At 51.7% G+C, this 14828-nt stretch carries 13 protein-coding genes and 1 tRNA gene; 3 read left to right on the plus strand and 11 right to left on the minus strand.

Translation table 11 applies throughout. The annotated features are described in order from the left end of the window. Nucleotide 1: 1 nt before the first annotated feature. Together WMO41_RS05560 and WMO41_RS05565 are read right to left on the minus strand one after the other, a co-directional pair. Nucleotides 2–874 carry a DUF6273 domain-containing protein gene (locus tag WMO41_RS05560; RefSeq protein ID WP_349228902.1) on the minus strand — a complete coding sequence of 291 codons (873 nt, stop codon included), beginning with the start codon at nt 872–874 and terminating at the stop codon, nt 2–4. A 185-nt stretch (nt 875–1059) separates the two neighbouring features. Beyond that, nucleotides 1060–2613, minus strand: a complete 1554-nt coding sequence (locus tag WMO41_RS05565) for an ABC-F family ATP-binding cassette domain-containing protein (protein WP_349228903.1) — start codon at nt 2611–2613, stop codon at nt 1060–1062. Between the two features lie 209 nt (nt 2614–2822). Between WMO41_RS05565 and WMO41_RS05570 the strand changes: the two genes are divergently transcribed. Next, on the plus strand, nt 2823–3059 hold the full coding sequence (locus WMO41_RS05570; RefSeq protein ID WP_349228904.1) for a FeoA domain-containing protein: 237 nt from the start codon (nt 2823–2825) through the stop codon (nt 3057–3059). 106 nt (nt 3060–3165) lie between these two features. Next, nucleotides 3166–3750 carry a hydrolase gene (locus tag WMO41_RS05575; protein WP_349228905.1) on the plus strand — a complete coding sequence of 195 codons (585 nt, stop codon included), beginning with the start codon at nt 3166–3168 and terminating at the stop codon, nt 3748–3750. Nucleotides 3751–3796: 46 nt separating this feature from the next. On the opposite strand, the gene WMO41_RS05580 is transcribed toward WMO41_RS05575, so the two are convergent. The 8 genes from WMO41_RS05580 to WMO41_RS05615 form a co-directional block, all read right to left on the minus strand. Continuing rightward, nucleotides 3797–3867 (minus strand) — tRNA-Gly (locus tag WMO41_RS05580). A 133-nt stretch (nt 3868–4000) separates the two neighbouring features. Further along, the gene (locus tag WMO41_RS05585) at nt 4001–4123 is read right to left on the minus strand and encodes a hypothetical protein (RefSeq protein ID WP_349228906.1); all 123 of its coding nucleotides are present in this window, start codon (nt 4121–4123) and stop codon (nt 4001–4003) included. Between the two features lie 114 nt (nt 4124–4237). Then, entirely contained in the window at nt 4238–5413 is a 1176-nt protein-coding gene (locus tag WMO41_RS05590) for a PP-loop family protein (protein ID WP_349228907.1), read from the minus strand. A gap of 197 nt (nt 5414–5610) precedes the next feature. After that, nucleotides 5611–6426: a hypothetical protein gene (locus WMO41_RS05595; protein ID WP_349228908.1), complete on the minus strand. Its 816-nt coding sequence runs from the start codon at nt 6424–6426 to the stop codon at nt 5611–5613. Then, on the minus strand, nt 6426–7052 hold the full coding sequence (locus WMO41_RS05600) for a cytidylate kinase-like family protein (protein WP_349228909.1): 627 nt from the start codon (nt 7050–7052) through the stop codon (nt 6426–6428). The genes WMO41_RS05595 and WMO41_RS05600 overlap by 1 nt, the downstream gene beginning before the upstream one ends. A gap of 14 nt (nt 7053–7066) precedes the next feature. Beyond that, nucleotides 7067–9139: a hypothetical protein gene (locus tag WMO41_RS05605; RefSeq protein ID WP_349228910.1), complete on the minus strand. Its 2073-nt coding sequence runs from the start codon at nt 9137–9139 to the stop codon at nt 7067–7069. Nucleotides 9140–9210: 71 nt separating this feature from the next. Further along, the gene (locus WMO41_RS05610) at nt 9211–11466 is read right to left on the minus strand and encodes an efflux RND transporter permease subunit (protein ID WP_349228911.1); all 2256 of its coding nucleotides are present in this window, start codon (nt 11464–11466) and stop codon (nt 9211–9213) included. Between the two features lie 78 nt (nt 11467–11544). Next, nucleotides 11545–12402, minus strand: a complete 858-nt coding sequence (locus tag WMO41_RS05615; protein WP_349228912.1) for a hypothetical protein — start codon at nt 12400–12402, stop codon at nt 11545–11547. Between the two features lie 229 nt (nt 12403–12631). Between WMO41_RS05615 and WMO41_RS05620 the strand changes: the two genes are divergently transcribed. Continuing rightward, nucleotides 12632–13225 carry a TetR/AcrR family transcriptional regulator gene (locus tag WMO41_RS05620; protein ID WP_349228913.1) on the plus strand — a complete coding sequence of 198 codons (594 nt, stop codon included), beginning with the start codon at nt 12632–12634 and terminating at the stop codon, nt 13223–13225. A 59-nt stretch (nt 13226–13284) separates the two neighbouring features. On the opposite strand, the gene glpK is transcribed toward WMO41_RS05620, so the two are convergent. Continuing rightward, nucleotides 13285–14781 (minus strand): glycerol kinase GlpK, encoded by a 1497-nt coding sequence (gene glpK, locus WMO41_RS05625; RefSeq protein WP_349228914.1) that lies wholly within the window; start codon nt 14779–14781, stop codon nt 13285–13287. Nucleotides 14782–14828 lie beyond the last annotated feature (47 nt).

The raw sequence follows: 14828 nt of genomic DNA on the forward strand, positions 1-14828 counted from the left end.
ATCAGTTTTTCTGCGGCAGCACAAACGCCGGCCGCACTCCCGTAGTTCCTGTAACCTTCATCTCATCATCCTGCTTTTCCATTTCCGCTGTCTGCACGGCCTCCGGCCGGATATTTCCCTGAACCAGATCCACGATATAGATCTGGCTGCCCTCTGCCGCTCCACAGGGCGTCCGCAGCCAGTAGCCTTTGCAGAATTCGCTGATCTGGGTCTCCGGATTACGCTTTTTTACTGGTCCAAATTTCCACAGCCAGCTTCGGTAGCGGTATGCTTCGTCCACCGACAGAATAAACAGCCGGTCTTCCATTTTCTGGCTTCCCAGATACTGCGCCGCCAGATCACCTTCCGGAAACTGCTCCCAGCATTCCTCCTTTGTTTTCCCAAGATATCCCCGCTCCACGCCGGTATTGACCATTTCCGCATCCGCAAATTCTTCCGCAAAGCCAGAAAGCCACCCGCGGACCGCGGAATATTTGTAATCAGCCGAATTTCCAAAGCGCACAATCGGCCCAGGCTTATATACATAGCCGTGATTGCGGTCCCCCGGTGTCTCAAACTCATATCGGGAACCGATATTGGCCGGAATTACCTCATCGCAGAGAAACAGCGCGCCGCTTTTGTGATGATCCATATGATCCGCGTAGTTCTGGTCAATGCAGCGGAAGCGGTAAGATTTCCCGCCAATATTCCGGGTTACCGTATCACCAATATTCCAGTGCCGAAGCTGCTGCGTCCGGCGCTCCGGCCACGCACCCTCATACCATACACGATTCCGGTCCTGCGCCCCATAAACGTCAAGAGTCGGTCCCGCCGTCAGAAAAGCACAGGCACACAGCAGCCAAATCAGACACTGCCCCCTTTGTTCAGCCTGCATCGCATCCCCCTCTCTTTTTATTTGTTTTTTCTGTTTTAAAATTGGAAATAAATAAATGAATGAAATCTGAAAAATAACTGTGAAATAAATGAAAAAGCAAAGATTTCAGATGATTCGTTACTGTGCCATCATCATAGCACAGTAACGATCACAGTACAAGAAAAGTTCATCGACAAAAAATGACACTATCCGCGCAGGCAGAACTCGCTGCAGTCCACCACGCGGGTCGCAAAGCCTTCATAAAATTCCGGCTCATGGCAGATCAGAAGGACACTGCCTTTGTAGGCCTTTAACGCACGGGCCAGCTCTTCCTTGGCATCTACATCCAGATGGTTGGTCGGCTCGTCTAACAGGAGTACATTGGTCTCCCGGTTAATCAGTTTACATAATCTTACCTTTGCCTGCTCACCACCAGAAAGAACGCGCACCTGACTCTCAATGTGCTTGGTGGTCAGACCGCATTTTGCCAGGGCAGAACGCACCTGATACTGGGTGTAGGACGGGAATTCCTTCCAGATTTCCTCGATACAGGTGGTGGTATTGCCCGGCGCCATCTCCTGCTCAAAATAGCCCAGATACAGATAATCCCCCAGCTCCACACTGCCGGACAGTGCCGGGATCAGACCCAGAATGCTCTTTAACAGGGTGGTCTTTCCGATTCCGTTGGAGCCCTTTAAAACGACCTTCTCACCGCGCTCCATGCTGATATCGAACGGGCGGGTCAGCGGCTCATCGTAACCGATCACCAGATCCTTCGCCTCAAAGATCATCTTGCCTGCAGCACGTGCTTCCATGAAGTTAAACTCTGGCTTCGGTTTCTCCTTCGCCAGCTCAATAACCTCCATCTTGTCCAGCTTTTTCTGGCGGGACATAGCCATGTTTCTGGTGGAAACTCTTGCCTTGTTGCGGGCCACAAAGTCCTCCAGCTCGGCAATCTCCTGCTGCTGGCGCTTGTAAGCCGCCTCCAGCTGCGCCTTCTTAACTGCGTAAACCTCCTGGAAATGGTCATAGTCTCCCACATAGCGGTCCAGCTTCTGGTTCTCCATGTGGTAGATCAGGTTAATGACACTGTTTAAGAACGGGATATCATGGGAAATGAGGATGAAGGCATTCTCATACTCCTGCAGATAACGCTTCAGCCACTCAATGTGCTGCTCATCCAGATAGTTGGTCGGCTCGTCCAGAAGCAGAATGTCCGGCTTCTCCAGAAGCAGCTTGCCCAGAAGCACCTTGGTACGCTGGCCGCCGGAAAGCTCGGAGACATCCTTATCCATGCCGATTTCCTGCAGTCCCAGCGCACGGCCGACTTCCTCCACCTTGCTGTCAATGATGTAGAAATCATGGGCCATCAGAAGATCCTGAATGGTACCCAGTTCCTCCATCATGGCGTTCATCTCATCCTCGGACGCCTCCCCCATCTTATCGCAGATGGCATTCATCTGCTCTTCCATCTCGAACAGGTACGCGAACGCGCTCTTTAACACATCGCGGATGGTCATGCCCTTTTCCAGCACGGTATGCTGGTCCAGATAACCGGCGCGCACATGCTTTGCCCACTCAACCTTGCCCTCATCCGGCTGCAGCTTGCCAGTGATGATGTTCATGAAGGTGGATTTACCCTCGCCGTTTGCGCCCACCAGGCCAATGTGCTCACCCTTTAACAGGCGGAAGGAAACGTCTTGGAAAATAGCCCGGTCGCCAAATCCGTGGCTTAAATGTTCTACGTTTAAAATACTCATCAAAAACTCCTCTCAAAAATCCGCAGATAAAGGCAGCATCTGCAAAACGTCCAAATTCGCGACTGTGTCTCATTTTACATGAGAAACCAGGCAGTGGCAAGCTCTTTTCCGGGAATTTGCGCATATCTTATAGTAATTATGCCGGGTCTGTGTAAGCGCAGGCGGCACGCCTGTCACATGGACACCGCAAATCTGCCCGGAGTGATTTCATGGTTCTCCCCTTAAGCCACATTCCGCCCGACTCCGATGCCCGCATCATCTGGATTGCAAGCGAACCGGCACGCCGGGAACAGCTTGCCAGACAGGGATTTGTACCGGATGAAACAGTCCGCTGTGTCCGCCGTTCCCGCCGCAGGCGGCTCTTTTTGTTCCGGGTGCGCGGACGCCTGGTCCTGCTGCCCCGGAAACTGGCCGGTGAAATCTTTGCGGAGATACAAAATACTTAACAAGTTGAGACAAACGCAGTATAATAGAAAAAATTTCAGGCACTGTTTTTTAGCTGCATAAAAATTGTCAGCAAAAACAGAAGCACACATCAGGAGGTCGCACAAAATGCAGAGTCAGATCACAAGAGAAGAAGCAGTAAACTTACTGAAAACATACAACAAGGAGCCGTTCCATATCCTGCACGGCCTCACCGTAGAAGGCGTCATGCGCTGGTACGCAAAGGAACTGGGCTACGGAGATGAGGAAGATTTCTGGGGCATCTGCGGACTGCTCCACGATATTGACTTTGAGCTGTACCCGGAACAGCACTGCATCAAGGCACCGGAGCTGTTAAAGGAGGGCGGCGTTGGCGATGACATGATCCACGCCATCTGCTCCCACGGCTACGGAATCTGCTGTGATGTGGAGCCGGTCCACGAGATGGAGAAGGTGCTGTTCGCCGCAGATGAGCTGACCGGCCTGATCGGAGCCGCTGCCCGTATGCGCCCGTCCAAAAGCACCAAAGATATGGAGGTTTCCAGCCTGAAGAAGAAATTCAAGGATAAAAAGTTCGCTGCCGGCTGCTCCCGCGATATCATCCGCACCGGTGCCGAGCGCCTGGGATGGGAACTGGATGAGCTCTTTGCGAAAACCATTGAGGCAATGCGGTCCTGCGAGGACTATGTGAACGCGGAGATGGAGCAGGAGTAAAGCTTCTTATAAACGCAAAAAACCGCGTATCTACGCGGTTTAAAAAAGCAGGCAACGGGAATCGAACCCGCCTCCTCAGCTTGGGAAGCTGATGTTCTACCAATGAACTATGCCTGCAAATTTATGGAAACAATATTTATTATAAGTCTGAATTTCAGAAAAGTAAAGGCTTTTTCCACGCAAAACAAGACACATAAAAAAGGCTGGCGCCGGATTCAAAAAATCCGGCGCCTTTTGAGTCTTATGAAGTTTACTCTTCGTCATCTTCCTCTGCTGCAACACCACCAATGATGCCGAGCATACTGGCTACTACTGATACCACTACAAATAATACCAGCAGCAGGATACAGCCAAGAAAAATCATGATATCCATCTGCAAACGCCTCCGTTTCTGATTTTGCGTTCATCCGCAATATTTTAAAATACCTGCTCACATTTACAATTGTTTCAAGTATAGCACAGGTCCCCCGGCAAGTAAAGGGGCGCGTTAATCGTTTGCGGAGTCCGCGGAATCACTGGTCTCCGCCGTGCCCTTCTGATCATAAGTGTCCAGGAAATGATGGCGTACGCCGCCCTGTTTGTAAGCCACTACGGTGTCGAGATTGACGTTTTCCACGCTCTTGAAGATGTTGCTTTCCACGAATGGATTCTTCTCTTTCAAGGTACGGATCAACTCTTTGACTTCCACACGCTTGGACTGGTTTTCTTCATTATTACAGGTGGTGCAGGTGTCGGTGAACTTGCAGGCACACTGGATAAAGTGCAGGTTGTTGTAGTCTCTCCACGCCTTGATGTCGTCCTCCCGCACCAGATACAGCGGGCGGATCAGCTCCATGCCCTCGAAATTGGTGCTGTGAAGCTTCGGCATCATGGTCTGTACTTGGGCGCCGTAAAGCATGCCCATGAGGATGGTCTCGATGACATCGTCATAGTGGTGTCCCAGGGCAATCTTGTTGCAGCCCAGCTGCTTTGCGAAGGTGTAGAGGTGACCGCGGCGCATGCGGGCGCAGAGGTAGCACGGGGATTTCTCAATGGTGTAGACCGCATCGAAAATGTCGGACTCGAAAATCTCAATCGGAATCTTTAACTTTCTGGCATTCTCCTCAATGACCTGACGGTTCTCCGGGCTGTAGCCCGGGTCCATAACCAGGAATTTCACCTCGAAGGGGAACTTGTTGTGTTTCTTTAACTCCTGGAACAGCTTGGCCATCAGCATGGAATCTTTGCCGCCGGAAATGCAGACCGCAATGCGGTCGCCCTCTTTGACCAGCTCATACTGGTTGATGGCTTTCGCGAATTTGCTGAAAATGTTCTTGTGGAATTTCTTGCGCAGGCTCTTTTCCACGGAATCACAGATCTCGTCTGCCTCCTGCTTTTTGATCTCAGCCATGAGCCAGGCAATGTAGCCGCCCTTTAAGCTGACTGCATCGAAGCCCTGCTCACAGAGGGTTTCTGCCACATCGCGGCTCACGCGGCCGCGGCTGCAGCAGATAATGATCTTTTTGTCTTTTTCTTCCGGCGGGTTCTCTTCCAGTTCTTCCGCGGAACTGGCAATGGCTCCTTTGATGGCACCGTGATTAATCTCATCCGTGCTGCGAATGTCGTAAAGCACGTAGGTGTCCGGGGAAAGGGCGTCAAATTCTTCTATGGTTAGTTCGTTCATATTTATTCACTCCTGTAGCGTGTCAAATCCTGTCCATGCCGCATCTTCCTGCATTCCATGAACAAAATGTTTTCCGTTTCCTGCTTCTGCATTGAAAAAACAGACGGCCACATCTGCAGCCGTCTGCTTTCTTTGCTGCGCACATCCATCATACAGGAAACATGCGCAAAACTCAATATCCTATTTGCAATCCGATTTTACTCGGCCCCGGCACTGACCACATTTGCTCCAGTGCTTTCTTCTGTTTCTCCTGCCACTGTCCACACCTCCGAAGTCACCCACTCGCTCTTGTTGTGGCTGCTCTGGCGCACAGTGCGGACACGGAACTGATACTCGCCCGGCTCCGTCATCTGGGACGAAAAATCATAATGGTTCTTGTATACCGAACGCATGATGCCGGTATCAATGCCGTTTCTGACCAGCTGAATCTGGTAGTAGCGGGCGGATTCCTCCGTATTCCAGGACGCTGTGCCCGGATGGGTGCTGTCCCAGCCAAAACCGACGGAAGAAGCTACATCATTCTGTGCCAGAGAAATGGCAGAACGGTTGTCAAGCTTTGATTTCTTGTCGTAAATCAGCTTTACCCGCAGCGTCAGCATGGTATTTTTATCGGAACGCTTCGCGCTGACAAACTGTACCTTGTCATAGCGGTTCTTGGATGAAGTGGCCAGGTTTAAGCGGAACGCGTCCGAGGAAGAGCTGGCAAAATACCACTGATCCTCGTCTGCCACTACCAGAGTCACTTCGATCTCCGGCGGATTGCTGTCGCTGAAATCTTCAGAATCCTCGTTTACCACATCCGTATCACTGATATAGTAGCGGTCCGTATTCGCGCCCTCCGCAGTGACGGAAAAAGAATTTCCATCCACGCCAATGCCAAGGTCCGAATCAAACACCAGATCCATTTTTCCTACCTTGCTCTTATCCGATGCCGCATACATGGTGCCTGTTGTCCCCACAGAAAGCAGCAAGACTGCGGCGCTTATTAAAATCCGTTTTGTTGTCTGTTTCATCAGTCTTGGGATTCTCCTTCCTCTTTCCGGTTATAAAGGTGGCAGATCAGATCCACGCAGGTGTCAATGCCAAGCTCCGCGCTGTTTAAGGTCACATCATAGCTGGCCCCGGCGCCCCAGCGCTTTCCGGTATAGCACTCGTAGTAATTGCGGCGGCTCTTGTCGGTCTTTTTGATCAGCGTGATGGCATCATCCCGGGTAAGTTTCCGCACTTCCATGATGCGGCGGATGCGGGCATCCATATCCGCATAAACAAACACCGATGTTACTCCAGGCTGTTCCCGCAGCACATAATCGGCGCAGCGGCCGATGATGACGCAGGATTCTTTCTCTGCCAGCTGCCGGATGACCTCCGACTGCACGTTAAATACCATATCGTTGATAGCAATGCCTCTTCCGGTCTTGTCGTTCTGCATCTGCCGCGGAACGGAATAGAAAAATGGATTCGGACGTTTCTCTTCGGCTGCCGCAAGAACATCCTGGTCCAGTTCTCCGTAATTGCAGGCCAGCTCAATGAGCTGCTTATCATAGCACTTAATGCCAAGACGTTTCGCCACCTCCGTGCCAATCTCACTGCCGCCGCTTCCAATCTGACGTCCTATGGTTATGATCCGGTTTCCTTTCATATTCTCCACCCCTTTTATCTGTTTTTGAAGATTTCCACAAATGCCTTCCACATTTTCACAAGCACATTCCAGATCCGACGCAGCGGGCTCTGGCTTGCCGCCTCGCTCTCTGCATCCAACACTTCGTCATCATCGTCCAGGCTGATCTCTGCGGTACGCAGAATGATCTGCACAGATTCCGGCTCCTGGTTTTCGTCTGATGTAAAGGATATCTTCTCCGCGTTCGGATCCATGTTCAGGAAACGGGTGTCGCCGTCTAAGTCATCCCACTCCTTGTCGATGGCTTCCTTCATGGTCACACCTGCGTGGCGGATAGAAGCGGTGCTATCCAGCACGCTTAAGCTCTTATCCAGAAGCTCCAGGGTGCCGCGGATGCTGTCGCGGGTAGCTGCGTCCAGATTGTCACTGCTGTTCTTTAAGGTGTTCTGCACGATGGCAGCCGTGCTCAGGCTCGTGTTCAGTGCCTCGGTGGTCCGGTTCATCAGTTCTTCCGTATCATCTAAGGACGCCTGCAGATCCGGGTAGTAGCTGTCCATGGAATCGTACAGGGCTGCGGTGTCCTCGGTGAGCATTTCCAGGCTGTCGGTGAGTTCGGAGGTATATTGGGCTGTGTCCGCTACATCATCTAGGAGACTGGACATTTCGGAAGCCAGTTTGTTGCTGGCTGCAGCCAGAGTCTGAAGCTTCTGGGTCTTCTGGCCCAGGACGGTCTGCAGCGTTACCATATCCATCGGAAGGCCTGCCGCTACTGCCGCGCTGCTTCCCGCGGAGGAATACATGGCAATTCCGCTCGAATCACTTGGGCTTGCGGTCCGGTCATCGTAAAGATCCACATCCATATCAATATAATAATCGTCATCCACATCCTGAAGGCTGACTCCCGTGGATGCAAGGCTGGTCACATAGATCTGCTCACTGGCCTGCAGCTGGGCATCCAGCGCAATGATCGTCTGCATCAGCTGATTTAATGGAGATACTCCGCCTGCCAGATCCTCCGACCCGCTCTTAACACCCTTTAACGCGCTGTGCAGCTTATTCAGCGGATCCTGCATTTCCCGCACGGTGTCCACAATATCACCCAGGCTGTCGTGGGCTGTGTCCGCTGCCTCTTTTGCGGTCTCGATATGCGGGATCATGGCCTCTAACTGGTCCGATACGGCGCTTAAGGTCTCAATCGCGCGGTCATTGCCCTCCAGGATGCTGTCCTTTGCGCCGCTCCAGGTCTGTCTGGCGCTTTCCGCGGAGTTCATGCCGTTCTGCAACGAATTGATGCCATCCCGCATCGCCTCAACAGACAGAGCCATCTGCTGCATGCTGTCGTGCATCTCATCGCCGCTCTCTTTCCAGGTATCCTTGGCGTCTTTTAAGTCGGTCACATGCTCTAAGTCACTGCCGGTCAGCGGGGTCATGGCCATGAACACGCCGCTGGTTTCAAAGCTGTCGGTGCCAATGCGGACGGTGAAGTCGCCATCCTCGCCCGGAAGTGCCGTGAATACAACCGCACTGTTACTGCCGATGGTCTGCTTCTGGGCGCCGTCTGCCTCCAGGCTGTAACAGTCATTGGTATCCACCATCACTGCTACGGCCAGAACAAAGTTGTTCTTATAATATTCATTTACATCTGCGCTGTCGTTAAACTTCGCGTCGATATGAATCTCAATGAGTCCGGATGCGCCTGCCAGTTCATCGGCATTTTTCGGCACACCGTTCAGTTTGTAGGACACATCAAAATTCCACGGAAGCGCTACCTTCTTTGCGTCCAGCTCCCCTTTATAATAGAAGCGTCCCTTGTAATCCGGTGATACGTTCCAGGTTACCTTGTTTCCCTCAATGACCGGCTCGGTGTAGTCGGACATGTTGGTTACGGCGGTATAATTGCCGTAATCGGTGATGGTGGTCTGGCCGTTTAAATCACAGCCCTTCACCACATTGACCTTGTCTACATTTCCGTAGTAGTCGAGGTTGACATACATATTTTCATCTACGGCCACAGATGCCTGGCCCGCAAGCACCGGCAAAACTGTGCCGGTACATGCCATGACTGCAGCCAGTCCCATGACACCCAGTCTCTGATATCTTTTCTTCATGACATTTTCCCTCCTGCTGCTTTCCTGCTGCAATATTGTTCTTCCCTGCTGTCTTAAGCAGCCTGCCGCTCTTATTTCTCTTTCCGGTGTTCTTCCAGTTTGGTCCGGATCTGCTCCGCTCTTGCATGGAACTGCTGTTTTCTGGTCACATAGCGCTCCCGGAGCCGTCTTCTGGAGCCTTTCCATTTCTTCTCAATGACCAGGCCGTCGGTCAGCACCAGAAGTGCCGGAAGCAGAGTCAGTACCAGTATCAGGCTTAAGAAGCCGCCTCGGCCAATCAGGTGTCCCAGGTCTCCGATGGCCGCCGTGGTAGAGATCATGTATACAATGTATCCCGCCAGGGTGATGATACCGCCGGATGTGAAAATGGAGGAGCAGGACCGGGTCACGGCCTCAATGCAGGCCTCCTTCTTTGGAAGCGTCGCGCGCTTCACAATATAGTTGTTGGTAAGCAGGATCGAGTAGTCGACCGTCGCGCCCATCTGGATACTGCTGACGATGATGTAACCCATGTAGATCATATCCACACCCTGCACATACGGAACTGCCATATTAACGAAGATTGCGACTTCAATCGGGATCATAACCACGATCGGGATCAGCACGGACTTAAAGCTGAAGGCAACAACCAGAAATACACCAAGCAGTGTCAGCATATTTACCCGCGCGTTATCGTCGGTGATGGTGGACTTGATATCCTGGGTGGACGGTGTCTCACCGACCACATAGGAATTATCCGGATAATATTTCTTCATGAGATCCCGGATCTGATCTGTATATTCGAAGGATTTGTCACTCTCGCCCTTGGTCCTTATGTATAACAGCATCCGCGCCGTATCCTTCGTGTGGAGCTGGCTGACTGTGGATTCCGGAAGGAAGTCCTCCGGAATGCCCTCCGGCAGCGTATTGGCCATAGAAGTGACACTCTTTACATATGGAAGATCTTCCAACTCGTCGGACAGCTTCTTTTCTGCCACCGGATCGTTGTTCGGATAGATCAGAAGCATCATGTTGCTTCGGCCAAACTTCTGGGTGATCTCCTGATCATCCGCATAAACCTGGGTTCCCGGAGCACCGCCCACGGCGCTGTTTCCGTACTGGAAGTTGTTCATCTGCTGCGCCACATAAGCCGGCGGGGTGATGAGAAGCACCGCCGCTAAAACCAGATAGCGGATGCGGTACACGCCCTTGCCCAGCCTGGTAAAGTCCGGGAAGAAGGAACGGTGTTTGCTCTTATCATTCCATTTGGTAAATTTCAGGATCATGGCCGGCATGAACAGCACCACCGTCAGAAGGCTGAAGATGATACCCTTTGCCAGAACCAGGCCCATATCGAAACCGATGTTGAATTTCATGGTAACCAGCGCCATGAAACCAACTACGGTCGTTAAGCTGCTGGCGAAGATGGAGTTGATAGCCTCCTCAACCGCCTTGACAATGGCCTCCTCCTCGGAAAGTCCGGTATCACGCCAGTTCATGTAGGCATCCAGCAGGAAAATGGAATAGTCCATGGAGGTTGCCAACTGTAAAATGATGGCTACGTTATCGGTCAGGAAGGAAATCGTGCCGATGAATATGTTGGTTCCCTTATTTAACAACACCGCCACGCCCATAACCAGCAAAAACAGGATCGGCTCCGTCCATGCCGTTGTAGCCAGACAGAGCACCACAAAAATCATGATGACCGCAACCACCAGGATCTTGTTCATCTCTTCATGGGTGGTCTGGATCAGGGATTTGTTCTGCACTGCCATGCCGACATAGCAGCCTTTGTCTCCGGTGATGGCTTTCATCTCATCGATGGCCGCCTCGGTTTTCGGGGAATCGGATTCCTCCTCAAAGGTGATGTCCATAACTGCACAGCGGTCCTTGTAGTAATCCTTGATGTCATCCATATTGATGAAATCTTCCCCTGCGTAGACATTGACCGTAGTGTCGCACCAGAGAACCTGGTCCACACCGTCAATGGCCTGAATCTTGTCTTTATATTGCTTCGCCTCATACAGGCTTACGTCCTTTAGCATCAGCCGGGCTGTTCCCGGATAACCGAACTCCTTCTTCATCACATCCAGTCCCATGCTGGACTGCGCCGTGGAAGGCACGTACTTGGTCAGGTCGTAGTTTACATTCACGAACAGCATTGCTACCGCACAGAAAATGCAGGCCGCAACGAACACCGACTCGATCCAGACACGTTTTTCGATGATGAATCGTGCCAGACGGATGGTAAATCCGGTATCTTCTGTTCCTGTCTGCTTCTTCTCCGCTCCCTTTTTATGGGGCAGACGCGCTTTTAATTTGTCTTTCAGGGATTTTTTGTCTTCCATATCTGATCTCTGCTCCTCTTTCCCTTTTTTATTTCATACCGTTCGCATGATCTGCAAACAGAAATTCTTTTTCTGACTCTACCGCATCAGGATTACCATAAAATACTGTTCTCCGTCTTTCTCCGCGTGGGCCATACCAATGCGCCGGTAATAATCCAGGGAATCTTTTCGTTTTCCGTTGGAATCATATTTATCCTGAGTCTTGCCGATGAGCTTGTCGAAGGCGTCATCCGCGTCTTCCCTGCCGCGCAGGTAAAGTTCCCGGCAGCTGGAATTCTTCCGGTAGGAAATCTGCGCCAGGTAATCCTTCAGAGTACCCTCACCCGGAATTGCATCCCCGCTGTAGCCATTTGCCAGAGCTGCTTCCAGGCGGTGTGCCGCTGCCTGGTTCAGTTTTTCATCCATGATAAATCCGGCATAACGGTCGTACTGCCGCTTTTCATCATTGCCATACTCATCTTCCCGGTCCGGATACTCGTCGAAATACAGATCCTTTTTCTCGTCGTTTAACTGGTCAAATAAAAACTGTGTCTCTTCATCGTAACAGAACACCGGATACGCGCCACCTCCGGTATTCGGCACCCACTGGGCGGTCTTTAAGGAGCCGTTCCAGTTAAATTTATAAATGGCATTATCAAACTGAAGATCCTGACGGTTTTTACTGCCGTCCGGCAGAAGGTAATACCAGTCATCCCCCTCCTGAACCCAGTTCGCGCGGGCCGCCTCAGTCTCTTCCGAGGCAATTACTTTTGTAGTTCCATATGTAGAAGCTGGCTTTGTCTCAGCCACCGCGCCGCTTCCCGCCTCTATGGTGGAAGCTGCCGCCAGTGCTGTTACCGGATACTGCAGAAGCATCAGTCCCGCCGTAAAAAGTGCGACACGTAAAGGGTTCGTTAAGAACCATGTGTTTTTGTGCAATTTATCTCGATAATCCATAGAAACCTCCGAAATTCCTCTTCATTTTCTTGCACTATTATCTATGTATATGTTAAAATACACAAGTATCAGTTTCATTTGGGTCGTTCAAAATGAGACACTTGTATCAAATTTGTTCAGAATAACACATTATAAACCTGGCCTGTTTTCTGTTTGAAATCCTGCGGAATTTCTGTTCCGAATATTTTTGCCTGAAAGCAGAAAACACATATATGATGGAGGTTACTACATGGCACAGTCAACATCCCGGAAAACCAGCATTACCGCCCGCCGGACTTACGCGCTCTTAAAGGGCGCGCTCTTTTCCCAGCTTGCTGCCCTGCCTTTTGAGCAGCTGACACTGACCGATATCTGCAACACCGCGCTGATCTCCCGTTCTACCTTTTACCGCTATTTTGAGGATAAATATGACCTGCTTCATTACTGTCTCGGTTCTATGCTCGATGAACTTGGACTCGATGAAGATGTTCTTTATCTGACGAACCGTTCTTCCGTGCGGGATTTCCTGCGAATCCTGCTGCGTCTCATCGGCGAAAACCGGATCCTGTACCAGAAAATCTATCATGCGAATCAGGACGGCGACCTTATGCGCATCATCCGCACCGGTCTCATCCGCATTATGAATGATAAAGTTCAGGCTGCCGAACAGAAGGGCTATCGTCTGAAACTTCCTGCCCCTATATTCGCCAGCCTGATGACTGATTTCTATTTTGATATTGTGAAATGCTATCTGGAGCAGGACGAACCCTGCGACCCAGACAGCTTCGTAGACAGCATCTGCCTGTTTATTGAACGTGACTTTTTTGCGCCGCCGGAAGCCTGAGCTCCGGCGTTTTTCTTCCCCGGCGCGCTTCTGCTGTGTTGGGACCAGGCCATGGTTTCTCAGCGCTCCCGCGCCCAGCCGTAGGCGTAACGCACGGCTTTTTCCCACCCGCGGACCATGGTCTTGCGGGTCTTTTCATCTAATTCCGGTGTAAAGATCCGGTCCACTTCCTGATTTTCTTTGACTTCTTCCTTATCTTTCCAGTATCCCACAGCAAGGCCCGCCAGATAAGCCGCACCCATGGCTGTGGTCTCCACACAGGACGGCCGCTTTACCGGTGCCTGGATAAAGTCTGCCTGGGTCTGCATCAGGAAATTGTTGGCACTGGCTCCGCCATCCACCTTCAGGGATGTCAGGTCAATACCGGAATCCGCCTTCATAGCCACCAGCACATCATGGACCTGGTAAGCGATGGACTCCAGCGTAGCCCGGATGATGTGGTATTTGTTCACACCCCGGGTAATACCTACAATGGTTCCTCTGGCATACTGATCCCAGTGGGGTGCGCCCAGGCCGGTGAAGGCCGGAACCACGTAGCAGCCGTTGGTATCTTTTACCTTCTTTGCCATGTACTCGGAATCCTCCGCCGAATCAATCAGCCGCAGTTCATCCCGCAGCCACTGAACCGCTGCCCCTGCCACGAAGATGGAGCCCTCCAGCGCATAGTTCACCTTGCCATCCAGTCCCCAGGCAATGGTGGTAACCAGCCCGTTTCTGGAAAATACCGGCTTTTCTCCGGTGTTCATAAGAAGGAAGCAGCCCGTTCCGTAGGTGTTCTTGGCCTCACCCGGCTCAAAACAGGTCTGCCCGAACAACGCCGCCTGCTGGTCCCCCGCCGCCCCGGCAATCGGAATTGGTCCGCCCAGATAAGAGGGATCCGTCTCGCCGTAGATGCAGCTGGACGGCTTCGGCTCCGGCAGCATACACTTCGGAATATCCAGAACCTTTAAGATTTCCTCATCCCACTGCAGAGTGTTAATGTTAAACAGCATGGTACGGGACGCGTTGGAATAATCCGTCACATGCACCGCGCCTTTGGTCAGCTTCCAGATGAGCCAGGTCTCCACCGTGCCAAATAAAAGCTCACCCTTTTCCGCCCGTTCCCTGGCTCCCGGCACATGGTCCAGCAGCCATTTGATCTTGGTCCCGGAAAAATACGCGTCAATGACAAGTCCCGTTTTCTTCCGGAAACTGTCCACGTATCCCTGTTCCTTCAGGGAATCACAGTAAGCTGCCGTGCGGCGGCACTGCCACACAATGGCGTGGGCAATGGGTTCTCCGGTCTCTTTATCCCATACAATGGTGGTTTCTCTCTGGTTGGTGATGCCGATGGCCGCAATATCTGCCGCCTCCACGCCAATGCGGTTCATGGCTTCTACCGCCACGCCCAGCATGCTGGCCCAGATTTCATCCGCGTCATGTTCTACCCAGCCCGGCTGCGGAAAATACTGGTGAAATTCCCGCTGCGCCATGCTGCAGATCTTGCCTTTTTTATTGAAGAGGATACAGCGGTTGCTAGTGGTTCCTGCGTCCAGTGCCATAATATAATCTGCCATAATGTTTCCCCCTTTATATGAGATTTTACTTGCTCGTTTCTTTTTTG

Source organism: Ventrimonas faecis, assembly GCF_040096075.1.
Lineage (GTDB): Bacteria > Bacillota > Clostridia > Lachnospirales > Lachnospiraceae > Brotaphodocola > Brotaphodocola faecis.

Bases quoted from the DNA above. Each gene is read 5' to 3' on its own strand.
- WMO41_RS05560 (WP_349228902.1), bottom strand. From the start codon at position 874: ATGCAGGCTGAACAAAGGGGGCAGTGTCTGATTTGGCTGCTGTGTGCC.
- WMO41_RS05610 (WP_349228911.1), bottom strand. From the start codon at position 11,466: ATGGAAGACAAAAAATCCCTGAAAGACAAATTAAAAGCGCGTCTGCCC.
- glpK (WP_349228914.1), bottom strand. From the start codon at position 14,781: ATGGCAGATTATATTATGGCACTGGACGCAGGAACCACTAGCAACCGC.
- WMO41_RS05600 (WP_349228909.1), bottom strand. From the start codon at position 7,052: ATGAAAGGAAACCGGATCATAACCATAGGACGTCAGATTGGAAGCGGC.
- WMO41_RS05620 (WP_349228913.1), top strand. From the start codon at position 12,632: ATGGCACAGTCAACATCCCGGAAAACCAGCATTACCGCCCGCCGGACT.
- WMO41_RS05570 (WP_349228904.1), top strand. From the start codon at position 2,823: ATGGTTCTCCCCTTAAGCCACATTCCGCCCGACTCCGATGCCCGCATC.
- WMO41_RS05590 (WP_349228907.1), bottom strand. From the start codon at position 5,413: ATGAACGAACTAACCATAGAAGAATTTGACGCCCTTTCCCCGGACACC.
- WMO41_RS05605 (WP_349228910.1), bottom strand. From the start codon at position 9,139: ATGAAGAAAAGATATCAGAGACTGGGTGTCATGGGACTGGCTGCAGTC.
- WMO41_RS05585 (WP_349228906.1), bottom strand. From the start codon at position 4,123: ATGGATATCATGATTTTTCTTGGCTGTATCCTGCTGCTGGTATTATTT.
- WMO41_RS05595 (WP_349228908.1), bottom strand. From the start codon at position 6,426: ATGAAACAGACAACAAAACGGATTTTAATAAGCGCCGCAGTCTTGCTG.
- WMO41_RS05615 (WP_349228912.1), bottom strand. From the start codon at position 12,402: ATGGATTATCGAGATAAATTGCACAAAAACACATGGTTCTTAACGAAC.
- WMO41_RS05565 (WP_349228903.1), bottom strand. From the start codon at position 2,613: ATGAGTATTTTAAACGTAGAACATTTAAGCCACGGATTTGGCGACCGG.
- WMO41_RS05575 (WP_349228905.1), top strand. From the start codon at position 3,166: ATGCAGAGTCAGATCACAAGAGAAGAAGCAGTAAACTTACTGAAAACA.